Source organism: Pelagibius marinus, assembly GCF_014925385.1.
GTDB lineage: Bacteria > Pseudomonadota > Alphaproteobacteria > Kiloniellales > Kiloniellaceae > Pelagibius > Pelagibius marinus.
Genome location: NZ_JACSDK010000020.1, coordinates 60339 through 77085 on the forward strand (window position 1 = coordinate 60339; position 16747 = coordinate 77085).

The 16747-nt window shown below is 64.9% G+C and carries 21 protein-coding genes; 14 read left to right on the plus strand and 7 right to left on the minus strand.

Annotated features, from left to right (window positions below; all coding sequences use genetic code 11):
• Window positions 1-331: 331 nt before the first annotated feature.
• The 5 genes from H7X47_RS24255 (at window position 332) to H7X47_RS26240 (ending at window position 1578) form a co-directional block, all read left to right on the plus strand.
• Window positions 332-478 (plus strand): hypothetical protein, encoded by a 147-nt coding sequence (locus H7X47_RS24255; RefSeq protein ID WP_193371361.1) that lies wholly within the window; start codon window positions 332-334, stop codon window positions 476-478.
• A 63-nt stretch (window positions 479-541) separates the two neighbouring features.
• Window positions 542-811: a hypothetical protein gene (locus H7X47_RS24260; protein WP_193371362.1), complete on the plus strand. Its 270-nt coding sequence runs from the start codon at window positions 542-544 to the stop codon at window positions 809-811.
• A gap of 17 nt (window positions 812-828) precedes the next feature.
• A complete protein-coding gene (locus tag H7X47_RS24265; RefSeq protein ID WP_193371363.1) occupies window positions 829-1047 on the plus strand; it encodes a hypothetical protein in 219 nt (72 codons plus the stop codon).
• 56 nt (window positions 1048-1103) lie between these two features.
• Window positions 1104-1280: a hypothetical protein gene (locus H7X47_RS24270; protein WP_193371364.1), complete on the plus strand. Its 177-nt coding sequence runs from the start codon at window positions 1104-1106 to the stop codon at window positions 1278-1280.
• A gap of 163 nt (window positions 1281-1443) precedes the next feature.
• Window positions 1444-1578, plus strand: coding sequence for a hypothetical protein (locus H7X47_RS26240; RefSeq protein ID WP_264373121.1), 135 nt, complete (start codon window positions 1444-1446; stop codon window positions 1576-1578).
• Window positions 1579-1902: 324 nt separating this feature from the next.
• On the opposite strand, the gene H7X47_RS24275 is transcribed toward H7X47_RS26240, so the two are convergent.
• Both H7X47_RS24275 and H7X47_RS24280 read right to left on the minus strand, forming a co-directional pair.
• Window positions 1903-2622, minus strand: coding sequence for a hypothetical protein (locus H7X47_RS24275; protein ID WP_193371365.1), 720 nt, complete (start codon window positions 2620-2622; stop codon window positions 1903-1905).
• A gap of 415 nt (window positions 2623-3037) precedes the next feature.
• A complete protein-coding gene (locus H7X47_RS24280) occupies window positions 3038-4000 on the minus strand; it encodes a glycine reductase (protein ID WP_193371366.1) in 963 nt (320 codons plus the stop codon).
• Between the two features lie 268 nt (window positions 4001-4268).
• Here H7X47_RS24280 and H7X47_RS24285 point away from each other — a divergent pair, with 268 nt between their 5' ends.
• From H7X47_RS24285 to H7X47_RS24305, 5 genes are all read left to right on the plus strand, one after another.
• Complete coding sequence (locus tag H7X47_RS24285; protein ID WP_193371367.1) at window positions 4269-6344, plus strand: 4Fe-4S dicluster domain-containing protein; 2076 nt, start codon at window positions 4269-4271, stop codon at window positions 6342-6344.
• A gap of 26 nt (window positions 6345-6370) precedes the next feature.
• Window positions 6371-7111, plus strand: a complete 741-nt coding sequence (locus H7X47_RS24290) for a sulfite exporter TauE/SafE family protein (protein ID WP_193371368.1) — start codon at window positions 6371-6373, stop codon at window positions 7109-7111.
• A gap of 74 nt (window positions 7112-7185) precedes the next feature.
• Entirely contained in the window at window positions 7186-8046 is an 861-nt protein-coding gene (locus H7X47_RS24295) for a C40 family peptidase (protein WP_193371369.1), read from the plus strand.
• 147 nt (window positions 8047-8193) lie between these two features.
• Entirely contained in the window at window positions 8194-8628 is a 435-nt protein-coding gene (locus tag H7X47_RS24300) for a MarR family winged helix-turn-helix transcriptional regulator (RefSeq protein ID WP_193371370.1), read from the plus strand.
• The gene (locus H7X47_RS24305; protein WP_193371371.1) at window positions 8621-9028 is read left to right on the plus strand and encodes a DUF2000 family protein; all 408 of its coding nucleotides are present in this window, start codon (window positions 8621-8623) and stop codon (window positions 9026-9028) included. Before H7X47_RS24300 ends, H7X47_RS24305 begins: the two co-directional genes overlap by 8 nt.
• 151 nt (window positions 9029-9179) lie before the next feature.
• Here the strand turns inward: H7X47_RS24305 and H7X47_RS24310 are convergent, their stop codons facing one another.
• Both H7X47_RS24310 and H7X47_RS24315 read right to left on the minus strand, forming a co-directional pair.
• Window positions 9180-10529 carry a TAXI family TRAP transporter solute-binding subunit gene (locus H7X47_RS24310; protein ID WP_193371372.1) on the minus strand — a complete coding sequence of 450 codons (1350 nt, stop codon included), beginning with the start codon at window positions 10527-10529 and terminating at the stop codon, window positions 9180-9182.
• A gap of 225 nt (window positions 10530-10754) precedes the next feature.
• Window positions 10755-11069, minus strand: coding sequence for a hypothetical protein (locus H7X47_RS24315; protein WP_193371373.1), 315 nt, complete (start codon window positions 11067-11069; stop codon window positions 10755-10757).
• Between the two features lie 230 nt (window positions 11070-11299).
• On the opposite strand from H7X47_RS24315, the gene moaA reads away from it, so the two are divergent.
• On the plus strand, window positions 11300-12298 hold the full coding sequence (moaA, locus tag H7X47_RS24320) for a GTP 3',8-cyclase MoaA (protein WP_193371374.1): 999 nt from the start codon (window positions 11300-11302) through the stop codon (window positions 12296-12298).
• Window positions 12299-12310: 12 nt separating this feature from the next.
• On the opposite strand, the gene H7X47_RS24325 is transcribed toward moaA, so the two are convergent.
• Together H7X47_RS24325 and H7X47_RS24330 are read right to left on the minus strand one after the other, a co-directional pair.
• Window positions 12311-12760: a GNAT family N-acetyltransferase gene (locus H7X47_RS24325; RefSeq protein WP_193371375.1), complete on the minus strand. Its 450-nt coding sequence runs from the start codon at window positions 12758-12760 to the stop codon at window positions 12311-12313.
• 48 nt (window positions 12761-12808) lie between these two features.
• The gene (locus tag H7X47_RS24330) at window positions 12809-13570 is read right to left on the minus strand and encodes a sulfite exporter TauE/SafE family protein (protein ID WP_193371376.1); all 762 of its coding nucleotides are present in this window, start codon (window positions 13568-13570) and stop codon (window positions 12809-12811) included.
• Between the two features lie 129 nt (window positions 13571-13699).
• Between H7X47_RS24330 and H7X47_RS24335 the strand changes: the two genes are divergently transcribed.
• Window positions 13700-14572, plus strand: a complete 873-nt coding sequence (locus H7X47_RS24335) for a LysR family transcriptional regulator (RefSeq protein WP_193371377.1) — start codon at window positions 13700-13702, stop codon at window positions 14570-14572.
• Window positions 14573-14589: 17 nt separating this feature from the next.
• Here H7X47_RS24335 and H7X47_RS24340 read toward each other — a convergent pair whose 3' ends face one another.
• A complete protein-coding gene (locus H7X47_RS24340) occupies window positions 14590-15078 on the minus strand; it encodes a hypothetical protein (RefSeq protein ID WP_227010776.1) in 489 nt (162 codons plus the stop codon).
• A 262-nt stretch (window positions 15079-15340) separates the two neighbouring features.
• Between H7X47_RS24340 and H7X47_RS24345 the strand changes: the two genes are divergently transcribed.
• Window positions 15341-16108, plus strand: coding sequence for an NAD kinase (locus H7X47_RS24345; protein WP_193371378.1), 768 nt, complete (start codon window positions 15341-15343; stop codon window positions 16106-16108).
• A gap of 133 nt (window positions 16109-16241) precedes the next feature.
• Window positions 16242-16655, plus strand: a complete 414-nt coding sequence (locus H7X47_RS24350; RefSeq protein WP_193371379.1) for a hypothetical protein — start codon at window positions 16242-16244, stop codon at window positions 16653-16655.
• Window positions 16656-16747 lie beyond the last annotated feature (92 nt).

The following is a 16747-nucleotide window of genomic DNA, read 5'->3' on the forward strand; positions in this document are numbered from 1 at the left end:
ATGCCTCCCTACAGTTACAAGGGCCCGCCATCAAGCAGCGCTCAGAAGAGATTCGCTTCGCAGACTTCCGGATCGGGCGAACGAGAGATCAGCACAGGTTAGTCTGCCAGGGCCAGAGCATAGGCCGCCCCCCGCCACGCAATAATACTAAAAATAAATATTTCGATATATGAGAAAAACCAAATAAAATATCCCATACTGAGTTTATTGAAAATCAAATACTGCAATACTTCATAATATATTATTTATCATGCACATTGTAATTACATTGCGCGATGTCCATATAATACCCAACGGCAAATCACTGCCGGTATCACGAAAGGCACTTCACATGTCGTTTAAGAAATTCTCCTCCGATCAGGACGCAGCGGACAAAACCGGCAGTGCCGACAAGTCCAAGGAAGCCGCGCCCGCCGAAAACCCGGCGGCCCAGCCCAGCCAGAAGCCCGCGGAAGCCGCGCCGACGCCCAAGTCCTAGGCAGCGGACCGGAGGGGGACTGCCCCCTCCGCCACTCTTGCCGGCTCAAGTGAAGGACAATCGATGACGACCCGCATCAGCGAAAAGACGGTGACCTTCAGACGGCCCTTCGTTCTTGCAGAGCTTGATGAGGTGCTCCCCGCCGGTGACTACCGCGTGGAAACGGAAGAGGAACTCATCGGAGGCCTGTCCTATGCCGCCTACCGGCGCATCGCGACGGTGCTCCGCCTGCAGGCGAAATCCGGGATTCCTCACCTGACGCGGGCGATGACCGTCGATCCGGAAGAGCTGGACCAGGCATTGCAGCGCGACTGGGCTGGAGTCCAAGATTGACTGGAGAAAATTCACGAATGCGATTGTCACGCCCCCTGTCGGTAATGATCCTCATGGCGGCCATGGTCGCGGGAGCCGCATGGTACGCGCCGCCTCAGAACCAGACGGCGCAGATAGCTGTGATGCTGCCGATCGCCACCTATCACACGCTCGCCCAGAAGGGAGAAGCGGAGGTCGATTCGACGGGACGTCCGCGCTCCGTCGTAAGGGTCATAGAAGATTTCGCGGCGCAGTGAAGCGTTCCTGGAGCTGCCTCTCGCGAAGCCTCACGGCCATTTGAGGAACCGAAGACATGATCACTTCACGCCACGATGCGAAGCAGACCTGTCCGGAGTGTGCAGCTGAGTACTCCAAGCCGACAGGGCAGGTCACCGACTGCCCGAAGTGCGGCGCCAAGCTGTCGACCGGACCCGGCGCAGCTGCGCCGCAGCCGGCCCAGAGCGTGTGGGGCGCCCCCTTCCCGAAGTAAAAATCACGGCAAAAACCGGAAAGCGCGGCTTCCGCTGCGCGGAGGAACTGCAAGACCGGCGTGAAACCCCCGGGCTTTGCGCCTGCGCGCCGGCCGCTGGCGTTCCATAAGGACTGGCGCCTCGCCGCCGAGGCGGTCTACACCATTTACCCTGCGGAGCGCCGTGCAGCAGCCTGTCGCCGTCGAAGCGCACTTGCGCAAGCGGCGGGTCAAGGCCGATTATCTGTACGAGCCCGGCGCCTATCGCGGCCGCTACCGCGTGGACAGGCTGTGGTTCGGGGACAAAGACGAACGATAGCCGTTCCTCCATGACGGACTAGCTTCGAGAAGTTACCTCCAAAACTCTGCCTTCTGCCAAATCAAACCGAACCGCAAGACTGAGGGTTAGCTGATCAATAAAGCAGGTTTCATGTAGGGGGCAGAGCCACAGCCATCAAATAGGGACGTCTCAAATTCGTATCTGTGGCATCTCGGGTAAATGCCTGCAAGAAGCCAATCTTCGCACCATCGGGAGATCCGACAGCGGAATCGAGGTTATCGTTATGACAGGCTTCGCCACCTCAACCTCAATTTTCAGAGACTGCGGCAACGGGTCACTTTGATTGGGCATTTAGGAAACAATCTACCGGCTGCGATCTTCCTCATCCGCATTGGGAAAATCCACATGGTAGAACTCATGCTGCTTGGACCATCGACAGAATGCGTCGAGTCCGATGCTGAAGATTATGAATACAAAACCTGCAATAACGGGCGCCCCCATTATTCCAAGAATAGGGATGTTGTCGACCAGTATCGCGCCCATAGTCAGGCCGCCGGAAGCGACAATCGTTTCTGGAGTAATGTTTCTGAGGTCAAGTCCTGCGCGCCTCGTCTGTTCGATTTGCTCCTTAATTTCAGCACGAAGTTTGGGATTTCGACAAATGTATCCCCGACATGATGTGGCCAGGAACCACCACAAACCGCGCTCGCTTTGCGCGGTTGCGACCAACATATAGACGCTATTAATCTCCCCTCCCAGATTCTTGACCACATTGGGATCTACGCGGAGGTGCTCCAATGCCTTGTACTGCCAAGTATTTCTAGCCTTCGCATTCTCAAATTCTGATTCAGGCTTCAGTTTCCATTCCCGATATGCACGGGTTGCCAGGGATTGTTTATCGACAAATTTCCCTCTGGCAAAAGGTTCCTTTAGAGAAACGCCCAGTAAACGCCCGATGCGAAGCAGACGGACATCTTCATCATCGTCTGTCTGGCTGACAATATCTGCGAGAGAAGCGCGATACTCTTCTTGTGCAAGATTGTTTAATTCGTAAAGAGATCGCTCGAGCTCTTCGACATCCATAGCGACCTCTCAGGTAGTTCGACACCTAAACGCCGCAGAGAATATCTAACTTGCTCGTGATTCGTTAATCCAGTGCAATTAAGTCTCATCCATCTAGGCTTAACTTCCGATCAGCGCCGTATCTACTGGATTCTCACAGGCAACTTAGTATGACGCTGACGCGATAAGGAAATTATGTGACGCACGTTATGTAAAGAGTGGCCATAGTTAGTCAGGACTTACTCTCGCGAGCTATGGCGCTTCTAGTTCGCGCTGCGCAAATATAAAACCACTGCCTCCTTTTAAATCGATCTTGGCGCTTGGCGGCACTATGAGCAGCTGAGATGGTTGTAGCGCTATTGTGCGCGGCCTTTGCCGCCTCAGATGTCGCAGTTCATACCTCTACAACGCCGCCTGAACCCACCTATCTGAGTTGTTAGTTCATTGAGCGGATCGCCTTCGCCACCGCCTTTTGTTTGTCGAATTCGGCGCGGCGGCGGGCGATCTCCTCGGGGCCCAGCTTCTCGAGGTTCATGTAGTCCTGCTTCCAGGCGGCGCTCTCGCTCCAGCGCAGCGGTGACTGGACGGTGGTACGCTCGGCCGGCGCGCCTTCCAGCAGCTTCAAGGCCAGCTCCAGCGTGATGTCCTGGGACGCCGGGTCGTGCGGCCGACCGGCGGCGTTACCGAGGGGAAAGTCGGAGAAGAGGAAGCGCGGCACGCCGACGTACTCGACGATGTCCTTGGCGCAGCCGAGCACCACCGTGGCGATGCCCGCCGCCTCCAGCTGATTGGCCGCGAGGCTGACGCTCTGGTGGCAGACCGGGCAGTTGGGCACGAGGATCGCGGCATCGACGCCGTCGCCCTGACAGCGCGCCACGATCTCCGGGCAGTCGGTGCCGAGGGTCACGCGGTGGCTACGGTTCGTCGGCAGGCCGTGGAAGCGCGGCGCCAGTTCTCCGATACGCCCCTTGGCCGCCGCCCGGCGCAGCGCCGCCAGAGGGAAGTAGCAGCCCTGGTCGCCCTGGGCGTGGTGGTCGCGGTCGACGGCGACGTGGACGTTGCGCAGGTCGTGGTCCCGGCCCGTGTCGCCGGAATAGACCTCATAGAACTTGGCCGCCGCGTTGTAGGGCGCCCCCGGACCCTGATCGCCCTTGTCCGGCTGGTAGGGCGCCGCCGTCACGATGAGCCCGACGCGGCATTGGCTGAGCGGCTTGGCAAGCGGCCGGAAGGCCACCTCGGCCAGGTGCGCCCACTCATAAGGCGCGCCGTAACCCAGCGCCACGTAGTAGTCGCGGATGCGCCGGCGGTAGGGGATCGGCACGTCCCCGGGCGGCGCGAAGCCGAAGCCCTCTCCGCGCCCGCCCTTTTCGGCGTCTTTGGCTTTGGCATTTTCTCCCATGCCCCATGGTAATCCGAGGTTTCCGTAGAGGTCCACGGCGGCGCACCCCAGGCGCAATCCCCGCAGGAAAAATAAGGTCGTCTTGACCGGCCCCGGCCCGCTAGTATGCGGGCGAATGGTCATACCAATTGGTGCGGAAATCAGGCCAAAAGGCCGCGCCGCCCCTGGTCGGGCCGCTGAAAGATAATAAATGTGCAGGGAGCGGGCGGGTCCATCGGGCCGGGCTTTCCCGAAAGAACCCTGCACCTGAGGCAACGGAGAGCAATCCATGGAGATGCGCGGCAAGCGCGTCCTCGTCTGCAACTGCGATTCCACCATGCCGCTGGAAGACGCAAGCCTGACCCGCGCCTGCCAGGCTGTCGGCGCGGCAGGCAAAGCCGAGATCAACACGCAACTCTGCCGGGCCCAGCTCGGCAATTTTCAGCGCGCCATCCTGGGCCAGCAACCTGTCGTGGTCGCCTGCACCCAGGAAGCGCCGCTGTTCAGCGAGATCGCCGCGGAAGACAACCCCGAGGCGGAGGTCGACTTCGTCAATATCCGCGAGACCGCCGGCTGGTCGGCCGAGTCCAAAGCGGCGACGCCGAAGATCGCAGCCCTGCTGGCCGCGGCCATGATCGAGGCCGAGCCGACCCCCATGGTGTCGCTGGCCTCCCAGGGTGTCTGCCTGGTCTACGGCCGCGATGAGCAGGCCCTCGAGGCGGCCAGGCAACTGGCCGGGCGCCTGGACGTGACGCTGCTGCTCAGCGAGCCCGGCGAGATCATTCCACCGCGGGTCATGGACGTGCCGATCTTCAAGGGCTCCATCGTGCAGGCCAAGGGGCACCTCGGCGGCTTCGGCATCACCGTGAACGGCTACGCCCCGGCAATCCCCTCGGGTCGCGAGAAGCTCGACTTCGACGCGCCGAAGAACAACGCCTTTTCCGAGTGCGACCTGATCCTCGACCTGAGCGGCGGGACGCCGCTGTTTCCGGCTGCGGAGAAGCGCGACGGCTACCTGCGCCCCGACCCCGGCGACCCGGCGGCGGTGCAGCGCGCGCTCTTCGACATCGCCGACATGGTCGGCGAATACGACAAGCCGCGCTACGTGAAGTACCGGCCGGAGATCTGCGCCCACTCACGCAGCCGCAAGACCGGCTGCACCCGCTGCCTCGACGTCTGCCCGACCGGCGCCATCACTTCGGCCGGCGACACCGTCGACATCGACCCGCTGGTCTGCGCCGGCTGCGGTTCCTGCTCTTCCGTCTGCCCGACCGGCGCAGCAACCTACCAGCTGCCGGCCGGCGACAGCCTTTTCGAGCGGCTGCGCGGCCTTTTGAACGCCTATCGCGCCGCCGGCGGCAAGCGCGCGACGCTGCTGCTGCACGACGACGGCTACGGCAGCGAGATGATCGGCCTCATGGCGCGCCTTGGCCGCGGCCTGCCGGCCCACGTCATTCCCTTCCCGCTCAACGAGGTGACCCAGGTCGGCATCGACTTCCTGGCGGCAACCTTCGCCTATGGCGCCGACCAGGTGGTGATCCTCGCCGACCCGAAGAAGCGCGACGAGCGCGCCGGCCTCGCCGGGCAGATCGGCCTGACCGAGAGCGTGCTCGGCGGCCTCGGCTACGGCGGCGGGCGCCTCCACCTCATCGACGAGATGGATCCCGACGCGGTGGAGGTTGCGCTCTACGGCCTCGCCGCGCCGAAGACGGCCATCGAGGCCGGCAACTTCCTGCCGGTGGGCGGCAAGCGCAGCCGCGTCTTCCTGGCCCTGCACCACCTGCACGAGAAGGCGCCGGCGCCGGTCGACACCCTGCCGCTGGCGCCGGGCGCGCCCTTCGGCCGGGTGAAGGTCGACACCGAGGGCTGCACCCTCTGCCTGGCCTGCGTCTCCGCCTGCCCCGCCTCGGCGCTGCTCGACGACGAGAACCGGCCCTGGCTGGGCTTCCAGGAGGACGCCTGCGTGCAGTGCGGCCTCTGCAAGGTGACCTGCCCGGAGCAGGTCATCACCTTGGAGCCGCGCCTCAACTTCACCGGCGAGGCCATGAGCGCGGTCACCTTGAACGAGGAAGAACCCTTCGAGTGCATCCGCTGCGGTAAGCCCTTCGGCGTGCGCAAGTCCATCGAGCGCATCGCCGATCAGCTGGCCGGCAAGCATTCGATGTTCCAGGAGTCCGGACAGATCGAGCGTATCAAGATGTGCGAGGACTGCCGCATCAACGCGCAGTTCGAAAGCGCCGACAATCCGTTCCAGGCGGGCGATCGCCCGAAGATCCGCACCACCGAGGACTACATCCGCGAACGCGAAGCCGAAGAAGCCGCTGTGAAGGTGAACGGCAAGCCCGGCAACGGGTCGGATGCCTGACACCACGTCCTGTCGCAGCGCCGCGGGTGGCTGAGCTCGAGGCCGCCTTCAACGGCCTGCACAGCGTGCAGCTCCTGGCGGCCAATCTCATCGTGCTGGGCGCGACGGCGGTGCAGACCGCCACCGGCATCGGCTTCGCCCTCATCGCCATTCCGCTGCTGGCCCTGGTTGACCTCGCCTTCGTGCCGGGGCCCAGCGTCTTCGTCGCGCTCTTCCTGTCGCTCTTCATGACCTCGGCGGGGCGCAGCGTGATCGAGAGGCCGGAACTCACCCGTATCGGCGGCGGCGTGGTGGCCGGCGCGGCGGTCGGTGCGCTGCTGCTGATCTTCCTCGACCTGGAAAACATGGCGCCGGTCTTCGGCGCCGTCATCCTGGCCGCGGTCGCCATCAGCCTCACCGGCCTGCACCTGCCCTTCACCACGCGGAACCTGGTGGGCGTCGGCGCCATCGCCGGGGTCATGGGCGTGCTCTCGGGCATCCACGGCCCGCCGCTGGCCCTGCTCTACCAGCGCAGCGAGCCGGACAAGGCGCGCGCCATGATCGCCTCGGTCTTCTTCGTCGCCTACATCGCCACCATCGCCGCCCTGGCCAGCGCCGGGCATTTTGGATTGCGGGAGGTGATCCTCGGGGTGGCGCTGCTGCCGGGCTTCTTCCTCGGCTACCTTCTCGCCATCCGCTTCTTCCGGATCAGCAATCCCGCCGCTTTCCGCAGCGGCGTCCTCGTCATCGCCGCAGCCAGCGCGGTCGCGTTGATCTTCAAAGGCTAGCGCACCGGCTGTCTTCAGCAGGGCTTAACTTCCCCTCGCCTAGACTCGGCCGGCTGAACTAAGCTGCGGCAACCATGAGCGATCTCGACCCCCGCCTGAACGCCTTTCGCGAAGGCCTGGCCGACGCCCGCCTGAAGGACCAGGTGGCGGCGCCGCGCTACGTCGAGGGCCGCCCGGCCGGCGTCGCCCGCGGCGTGGTCGATCTGCGCCGCGCCCCCGACGCCGCTTCCGGCCTCGACACCCAGCTTCTCTTCGGCGAGAGCGTGCGGGTTTTCGACGAGGCCGGCGGCTGGGCCTGGGTGCAGAGCGAGACCGACGGCTACGTCGGCTACCTGGAGAGCGCGGCCCTGGGCCCGGCGGTCGGAGCGCCGACCCACCGCCTGCGCGCCCTGCGCAGCTTCCTCTATCCCGAGCCGAACCTGAAGGCGCCGGCACTGGACTGCCTTTCCATCGCCAGCCCGGTGCAGGTCATCGGCGAGCAGGACAGCTACAGCCAGATCGCCGGCGGCGGCTGGCTCTACAGCAAACACCTGCAGCCGCTCACCGAGACCAGCCCCGACTTCGTCGCCACGGCGCTTGAGTTTCTCGGCACGCCCTACTTCTGGGGCGGGCGCAGTTCCATCGGCCTCGACTGCTCGACCCTGGTGCAGCTCTCGCTGGCCTGCGCCGGCATGAACGTGCGCCGCGATTCCTACCAGCAGGCCGGCACGCTGGGCGAGGCCCTCAACGGTCTGCCCGGCGAGGTCACGCTGGAACGCGGCGACCTCGTCTACTCGCCGGGCCACGTCGCCATCATGCTGGACGCCGGGCACATCGTGCACGCCAACGGCTTCACCATGACGGTGGCCGTCGAGACGCTGGGCGCACTTGAAAAGCGTGTGCTGGATGAGACCAAGGGCACCGGCTTTACCACCGTGCGGCGGGTCAGCCTCTAAGAGAGCGCGCGGGCCACAGCAGAAACCCTCGAGAGAAGCTAGTGTTTCTTGCCGGCAAAACCGGTCGCCAGCGCTGCGCCCTATTACCTTGTATACGAGTTATTTGTATGCTAGTTACTTGTATATAAGGTACATGAAAGCCCCAAGATGGACCGCATCGAGAACTGCATCTCTTTCCAGATCGGCAAGGCGGCGCAGCAGATTTCGCGCCGCGCAAAGGAGTTGCTTGCTCCCTACGGCGTGACGCCGGTGCAGTACGCCATCCTGAAATGCCTCGACGAGTCGGCGGGGATGAGCGGAGCCGAGTTGGGCGCGCGTATCGTGCTGGACAGCGCCAGCATCACCGGCGTCATCGACCGGCTGGTCACTCTCGGCCTTGTGGAGCGGCGTCCTGACAGCAACGATCGGCGCGTGCAGCGGCTCTACCTCACCCCGAAAAGCAAAGCCCAGCAGCTCCGCTTGGACAAGACCATGGGTCAGCTGAACCGCGAGGCCGGGCGGCTCCTCGGCACCTCGGGCCCTCGCTTCACCCGGCTTCTTCAGAAGCTCGGCGAAAGAAAGAACTGGAGCGCCGATGTTTGACACGAAGATCGCGATTGTAGTGCGCGAGGACCTGGCGACGTGGCAGAAGCTGAACGTGACGGCATTTCTCACCAGCGGCGTCCTCGGGGGCGACGCGACGCTGCTGGGCGAAGCCTACGAGGACGCCGACGACAACCGCTACGCGCCGCTCATCATCCAGCCGATGATCATTCTGAGCGCCGATGCCGTCGGCCTGAAGAAGATCCACGATAGGGCCCTGGGGCGGAACGTGCGGCTGGCACTTTATATCGAGGATATGTTCTCCACAGGGCACGATGCCGCCAACCGAGAAGCGGTAAAACAGTATACCGCAGGCGATCTCAACATCGTCGGCCTGGCGCTGCGCGATGACAAGAAGACCGTCGACAAGATCACCAAGGGCGCAAAAATGCATGCCTAGGTCCGGGACCTGCGCCGGCCTCTATCCAATGCTCACCAACCAATGATCGTCGCTATCGAGACGCTGGGCGCACTTGAAAAGCGTGTGCTGGAAGAGACCGGCGGCACCGGCTTCACCGGCGTGCGGCGGGTAGAAGTCTAAGCAACCGCGCCTAGCCCACCTCCGGCGGCGGCGCCTTGTCCGCATCCCTGCCGTCGACCTTGCGGCGCAGGTAGTCGATATGGAGGCGCAGCGTATAGGCGCGGTCGGCAAAACCGGCCGGGACGTGCACCTTCTCGGCCGAACGTTCGATGTCATCGAGTTGCTCTGTCGCCTCGGCGCGGGTGATCGACCGGTCGTTCAGGCGGTCGTCCAGTGCCTCCAGTTCCTTGTACCAGCGGTTCACCCGCGCGCGCATGCGCCAGCTGTAAACCGGCGGCAGTATCTTGAACAGCGGGTAGAGCAACGTCAGCAGCGGCAGGATCATGACCCAGAGCCGGTCGATCAGGTTGGCCGCCGAGAAGGGCAGGTAGCGCTGCAGGAACGGCGGACCGCGCTCATAGAAGCGCCGGGCCGCGGGCGCCAGCGGATAGGTAACGTGGCTCCCCGTCGGGAAAGCGCCCGGCGATTCCAGATAGCCGCCTTGCCGATGCGTTTCCTGCATTGTCAGAAGCATCAGGTCGACGAGCGCCGGGTGCATCTCGGGCGTGACGACGATCGTCGCCGTCGGCGCGAGAAGAACGAGATCGCGCCCCGGCCGGTTCTTCGCCAAGTCCAGCGTTCCCATCGGCAGCACGACTTTGGAGAGGTAGGGGTGGCGCCGCACATAGGCATCGGCGCGCTCGAAGCTCATCGGCGTGACACCCGGCATGGAGAGCAGCGATCCGATCGTTTGCGAGGTCGCGCCGCCGACGAAGATGGCGGCGTCCACCGTACCGTCCTTGAGTGCGTCGATTGCCTGGCTGCCGTCGATCTCGACCAGTTCGGAGGTTTCGCCCGTGACCCCGTTGTCCATGAGCAGCGGCAGGGCCACCGCGCGGGTGCCGCTGCCCAGCGAACCGACCGCGATGCGTTTGCCCAGCAGCCCGGTCAGCCGGCCGGGTGCAGTGGCGCCGCGCACGAAGACCCAGATCGGCTCGAAATAGATGCTGCCGAGCGACTTCAGTGCCGGATAATCCGCGGGCGTCCCGATGCCGCCTTGCATGAAAGCAACCGGCACCTCGGCCGGCTCGTCGGTGAGCAGGCGCAGGTTGTCGACCGAACCGGCCGTCTGGCTCAGCTCGAGCTCGAAGCCCTCTTTGCTGAAACGCTCCGCATAGGCCTGGCCGTAGGCGAAATAGGCGCCGTCCTTGTGCCCGGTCGCCATGACGACCCGGTCCGGCGGCGCCGGGCGGACGAACTGATAGGCGAAGACGAACCCCGCAATGACAATCAGGATCGCCGGCGCCACATAGGCGATCTGGGTCCAGAGTGTTCGAAAAAATCGACGCATCTTGGCTTGCATCTGGCTGCTGGCAGCCATGCGCGGTGTACTCCTCGGCAGCCCGGCAAGAGTGGGATGAGACAGGATAGTCGATTTTTGTGAGGGCGGGGAAGCGCTAGTGGTCCGTTCACAGCCTCTCCGGCCGCGCGGTGACAGCCGCGGCAAGCGCCTTCGCGGCGGGCGGCCTCGGCGACCTGCGCCAAGCGCCGAAGCGGCTTATCCGGCCTCGACCCCAGGAACTTCCCTGAAGTAGCGGAGGGCGGTCTACTGCGGCGGCGACGGCGGGCCGCTGCCGCCGCCGAACTGGGCCTGGCACAGCGCCTCGGCGCGGCCTTTGAACAGCCCGGCCTGCTGGGCGTTAATGGTGCCCTCGGCCAGCAAGTTGTCGATGTCCTTGGCCCGCTCGGCAAAGCACAGCGCCACCGGGTCGTTGGGGTCGGCCGCCGCCTGCTCCGGCGGGAAGAGATCGTCCCGGTGCATGAAGGCCAGCGCCGCGGCCATCAGCAGCGCCACGCCCAAGGCACAGAGCCGGGCGGCCGGGCGGTCCAGAAATGAGACCTCTCGAGGCGAGTCCGTCATGAGGTGAAAGGCTAGTGCGCGCCCGGCCCGGCGGCAACAGGAGAAAACCGCGCCTTAGCGCCGCAAGACCCCGGAAACCCTGGGGTTTTTGACGTCATAGCCCCCAGAAAAGATGGGGGCGAAATGGGCCGGGGCTGTTTCTATACTGGCTGGGATCCTATATAGCTAGATGGCAAGAACGGACGGCCCGCAAAGTACCAAGGGGCCGAAGATGGGTTGGGAGACTCCTGATGGCCGAGATTGTCGATCCCTACGGCAGGGCGATCACCTACCTGCGCGTTTCGGTGACGGACCGCTGCGACTTCCGCTGCAACTACTGCATGGCGGAGGACATGACCTTTTTGCCGAAGGCGGAGATCCTTACCCTGGAAGAGCTGGACCGCGTCTGCAGCGCCTTCGTGCGCCAGGGCGTGAAGAAGCTGCGCATGACCGGCGGCGAGCCGCTGGTGCGTCGCGACATCATGAAGCTTTTCCACTCCCTCTCCCGCCACCTGGACAGCGGCGCCCTGGAAGAGCTGACGCTCACCACCAACGGCAGCCAGCTCGCCCGCTTCGCCCATGAACTGGCGGACTGCGGCGTCAGGCGCGTGAACGTCTCGCTCGACACCCTCGATCCAGACAAGTTCCACGCCATCACCCGCTGGGGCAAGCTGGACAAGGTCATGGCCGGCCTGGACGCCGCCAAGGCCGCGGGCCTGGCGATCAAGATCAACGCCGTGGCGCTGAAGGGCGTGAACGACGACGAGGTCGACCGCCTGGTTCAATGGTGCGGCGACGAAGGTTTCGACCTGACCTTCATCGAGGTCATGCCCATGGGCGACATCGGCGAGCAGCGCATCGATCAGTACTGGCCGCTTTCCATGCTGCGTGCACAGCTGGCCGAGAAGTGGACGCTGGACGAGATCGACTACCGCACCGGCGGTCCGGCGCGCTACCTGCGCGTGAAGGAGACCGGCGGGCGCCTGGGCTTCATCACGCCGATGACCCACAACTTCTGTGAAAGCTGCAACCGCGTGCGCCTCACCTGCACCGGCACCCTCTACATGTGCCTGGGCCAGGAGGATGCCGCCGACCTGCGCGAGCCCCTGCGCATGGCCGAGAACGATGCCCCGCTGGAGCAGGCGATCATGGAGGCCATCGGCCGCAAGCCCAAGGGCCACGATTTCATCATCGACCGCCGCCGCAAGCAGCCGGCCGTCTCGCGCCACATGAGCGTCACCGGCGGCTAAACGGTCTCTTTCCTAAAGAATTAGCTTGAAGCCCTCGTGGGTCGCCTCGAAGCCGAGGGACTCGTAGAAGCGGTGGCTGTCCTTGCGGGTCTTGTTCATGGTCAGCTGCACCAGCCCGCAGCCGCGCCGCCGGCATTCCGCGATCGCCCAATCGATCATGACATGGCCGAGGCCCTGCCCGCGGCGTGACGCGGCGATGCGCACACTTTCGATCTGGCCGCGCCACATACCCTTCAGCGACAGGCCGGGAATGAAGCTGAGCTGCAGGCAGCCGGCCACCTCGCCGCCGTCGTCGACCACCGCCAGGAACTGGTTGGGGTCGGCGTCGATGGCCGCGAAGGCCTCGGCATAGCAGGGGTCGCCGGGTGCCTCGCGGGCCTTGCCCAGCGCGTCGTCGGCCAAGAGCGCGGCGATCGCCGGAACATCCTCTGCAGTGGCGCGGCGAATCGTGGGCTTGGTCATGCAGGCTTCAATAGCCGAAGAAGCGGCGCAAGGCGATCCCCTATCCGGTCACGCGAGCCTTTCCCACAGCGGCAGGGCGCCCAGCGCCGCCAGGCCGCAGAGGCCGAGCGCGACCTTGCGGTAGAAGCCCTCGCTGGCATGGGGGAACAGTTTCGCCCCCACGGCGATGGCCAGCACGTAGACCGGCAGCAACACCAGCGCTTGCCGCAGCACCGCCAGGGTCAGCAGGCCGTTCAGCCACAGTGTGAGACCGGCCACCACGCCCAAGAGGCCGAAGATCGCGTAGATGTTGTCGCGCACCTGCGCCGCGCCGGCCTGGCCGCCCAGCCAGAACAACACCAGCGGCGGCCCCGAGAGGCTGGCGGCGCCGCCCGTCACCCCCGCGACCGCGCCCACCGCCGCCGTGCCGAGGAAAGGCAGCCGCCGTTGCAGCCGCCAGCCGGCGGCCAGCGCCAGAACGGCCGCCAGGATCGACAGGGAGATCACCCAGCGCATGACCAGCGGATCGGCGGCGACCAGCAGCGCCACCCCCAGGGGAATGGTCAGCGTGGCGCCCAGCATGAGCGGCAGGATCTCCGCCCAGGTACAGCGCCGGAAGGCGCGGAGCGTGATGGGCAGGGTGGCGAAGCTGTCGACCAGGAAGAGCAGCGGCACGGCGACCGTCGGGGCTTCCAGCATGCCGGCCAGGGGGACGAAGATCATCGCCGCGCCGAAGCCGGAGAAGCCGCGCACCAGACCCGCCAGGACCGCCGCCCCGGCCAGCCACAAGAAATGTCCCTCAAGCAGCCAGCTCCACAGCGCCTGTCCCATGCTTCTCCGCCTTTTTCCAAAGATCCGCCGCCGCACCGCCTTCTGGCGCGGGACGCCCGGCTGTGATACTCCTGCGGATATGCAGGAACAATCGAAACAACTGCAGTTTCTCGCTGCAATCTTGCAGCCATGAGCGCGGCGCTGAACTGGGCCGATCTGCGGGTGGTGCTGGCGCTGGCACGCGGCGGCAGCCTCTCGGCGGCGGCGCAGAACCTGGGCATCGACCAGACCACCGTCAGCCGCCGCCTGGGCGCCGTGGAAGCGGCCTTGCAGGGGCGCCTCTTCCTGCGCGAGCGGGGCCGCCTCACCCTCACCGCGCTCGGCGAGACGGCGCGCGGCGAGGCCGAGCGCATGGAGGCTTCGGCCCTGGCCCTGGAAGCCGCCGCCGGCGAAGCGGGCGAGGCGGTCGCCGGGCGCGTGCGTATCACCGCGGTGCCGATCCTGGTGAATCAGCTCATCGTGCCGCGCGTGCCGGCGCTGCTGCAGCGCCATCCGGCGCTGGCCATCGACGCCAATGCCGACTCGCGCAACCTCAGCCTCAGCCGGCGCGAGACCGACGTCGCCCTGCGCTTCGCCCGGCCGGAGAGCGGCAGCGGCCTGTGCCGCAAGATCGGCGCCCTCGCCTTTTCGATCTACGCCGCCCGGGGGACGGACGCGGCGGCGCAGCCCTGGGTCACCTACGAGGAGCGCTTCCTGCACTATCCGCAGGCACGCTGGGTAGCCGACCACGTCTCGCCGGAGGATCTATCGCGGCTGCGCATCAACGATGCCGAGGGGCTGGTGCAGGCGGTGCGCTCGGGCCTCGGCCGCGGCGTGCTGCCTGACTTCATGGCCGCCCGCGATCCGGCCCTGCAGCGGGTATCGGTAACCCCGGTGCTGCACCGCGACCTCTGGCTGCTGGTGCACCCGGACCTGCGCAAGCTGCCACGGGTGGCGGCGGTCCTAGAGTGGCTCGCCGCCTTGCCCGGCCAGCTGCGCGCGGAGGCGCAGCGCGCGTCCTGACGCCTGGGGCGCGACGGCTATTGGATTTCGATCTGGTGGGCGAACTCGCGCCCGTTGGAGATGGTGATCTGCGTGAAGCCCAGCATCTTTGCCAAGTCGAAGAAGGTGAAGTAGTCCTCCACACCCAGCTGCGCGAAGACCGGCAACAGGCGTGCCACCGCGGTCAGTTGCGCGAAGATCGCGCGGGCGCGGTAGATGGTGTCGATGCGTCCGTCCTCCAGCGCCACGATGATCAGCTTCTCGGCGTCAGAGCCCTTGGCGAAGATCGCCGCCTGCGGCGGATAGGGCGCCTTGTTCTGCTCATTGGTGATACCCGTGACGAAGGCGATGCGCGACTTGCGGGACGCCTCCGGGTTGGTGAGGGCGCGCGCCTTGTAGACCTCCGAAGAGGTCAGCTTCGGATAGTAGAAGCCTTCATGGCGGTCCTCCGCCAGAGCCGGAGCCGCCAGGCTCAGAACGACGGCCGCCGCCAGTGCCGGCAGTGCCCCGCGAAACCAATTTCCCATACCAACCTCCCCGTCACCCAATCACCAGGTCACCCTGTACGGGACCGGTCCCTGCCAGCCCGGACCGCAGCCTGCGGCAGGCCTCCGCATTTGGCAAGGCGCTTGGTCCCGCCCCGCCGGGCTTGGCCGCCTCTGGCGCCGGGCGGCGAGAACGCTATACTCGCCGCGCGGCCCGGGTACCCCGAGTCGCGCCGAGTTCCGTTGATTGGCCGTGGCCTGCAGGGCGGGCCGGGAAAGAACAGGACCAAGGGCCCGCAGCGCCATGAGCCGTCGAAGTTTCGCGCTGGTCGCCAGCGATACACCGGAAGCCGCCGAGGCCAAGGCGCGCCTGGAAGCGCGCTACGACACCGCCGACGTGGAGACGGCGGAGGTGATCGTCGCCCTGGGCGGCGACGGCTTCATGCTGGAGACCCTGCACCGCTTCATGGAGCGGGACGTGCCGATCTACGGCATGAACTGCGGGACCATCGGCTTCCTGATGAACAAGTTCGACGAGGCGAGACTGGCCGACCGCGTCGCCGCGGCCCAGCCGGCCACCCTGCATCCCTTGCGCATGCGCGCCGACACGGTGGACGGCAAGACCAGTGAAGCCCTGGCCATCAACGAGGTCTCGCTGCTGCGCGAAAGCCGCCAGGCCGCCAAGATCGGCATCTCCATCGACGGCGTGAAGCGCATGGAGGAGCTGGTCTGCGACGGCGTCCTGCTGGCGACACCAGCAGGCAGCACCGCCTACAACCTCTCCGCCCACGGCCCCATCGTGCCGATCGGCGCACAGCTGCTGGCGCTGACCCCGATCAGCGTGTTCCGGCCGCGCCGCTGGCGCGGCGCCCTGCTGCCGGCCCGCGCCGAGGTGATCTTCGAGGTCCACGAGGCCGCCAAGCGGCCGGTCAGCGCCACCGCCGACTTCACCGAGGTCCGCGACGTGGTGCGCGTCGCCGTGCGCGAGGACCAGAGCGTCGACCTCAACCTGCTGTTCGATCCCGAGCACAATCTCGAGGAACGGATCATCAAGGAACAGTTCCAGCCCTAGGCGTTGCCCACGACCCTCGTACTTACTCTCCTTACGCAGAAAGAAAAACTGAGCAGCAATTTTACCTTACACTGCAATGTTTGGTGGAGGCCAGGAGTGCAGTTTACGTGATTGCCTTGAACAGGAGGGAGGTATGCCTGAAACAAAATCTGAGAAACTCGAGCTCTTTCGCATTCATACTATGCTTCTTAATTCAGAACGGACGACAATCTGGCAAAGATTCAATGCGTTCCTTGTTGCGAATACTGTGGCCTTGGCATTTCTCGAGGGCCACCCTCTATTGTTGCCAATTGCCGGATTGGTTCTAAGCGGAGGCTGGCTTGTCATTCATCTCGCCGGCTACAAGCTTTTTCGAGATCAATTGAGCACTATGTCAACCAAGTTCCAGTTTGACCCCATGCCGGGGTCTCCTTGGTATGGGCAGTCAGATGTCCCAAAGCCGTTAATTGATTGGATACTTTGCGTTTCCACCGCCTTAATTTTGGGATTTATGGCCGCATATATCTATTTGCTGATCGGCGCTCTCTGCGTATCTCAACGAGTTTAATAATGGAAACGCCTGACTCTCCGACAACAAGGAACAGCTCCGGTCCTAGAGTCTTTCACGACAAGAAAATGGCGGCCCGACGCGCCCGGGAG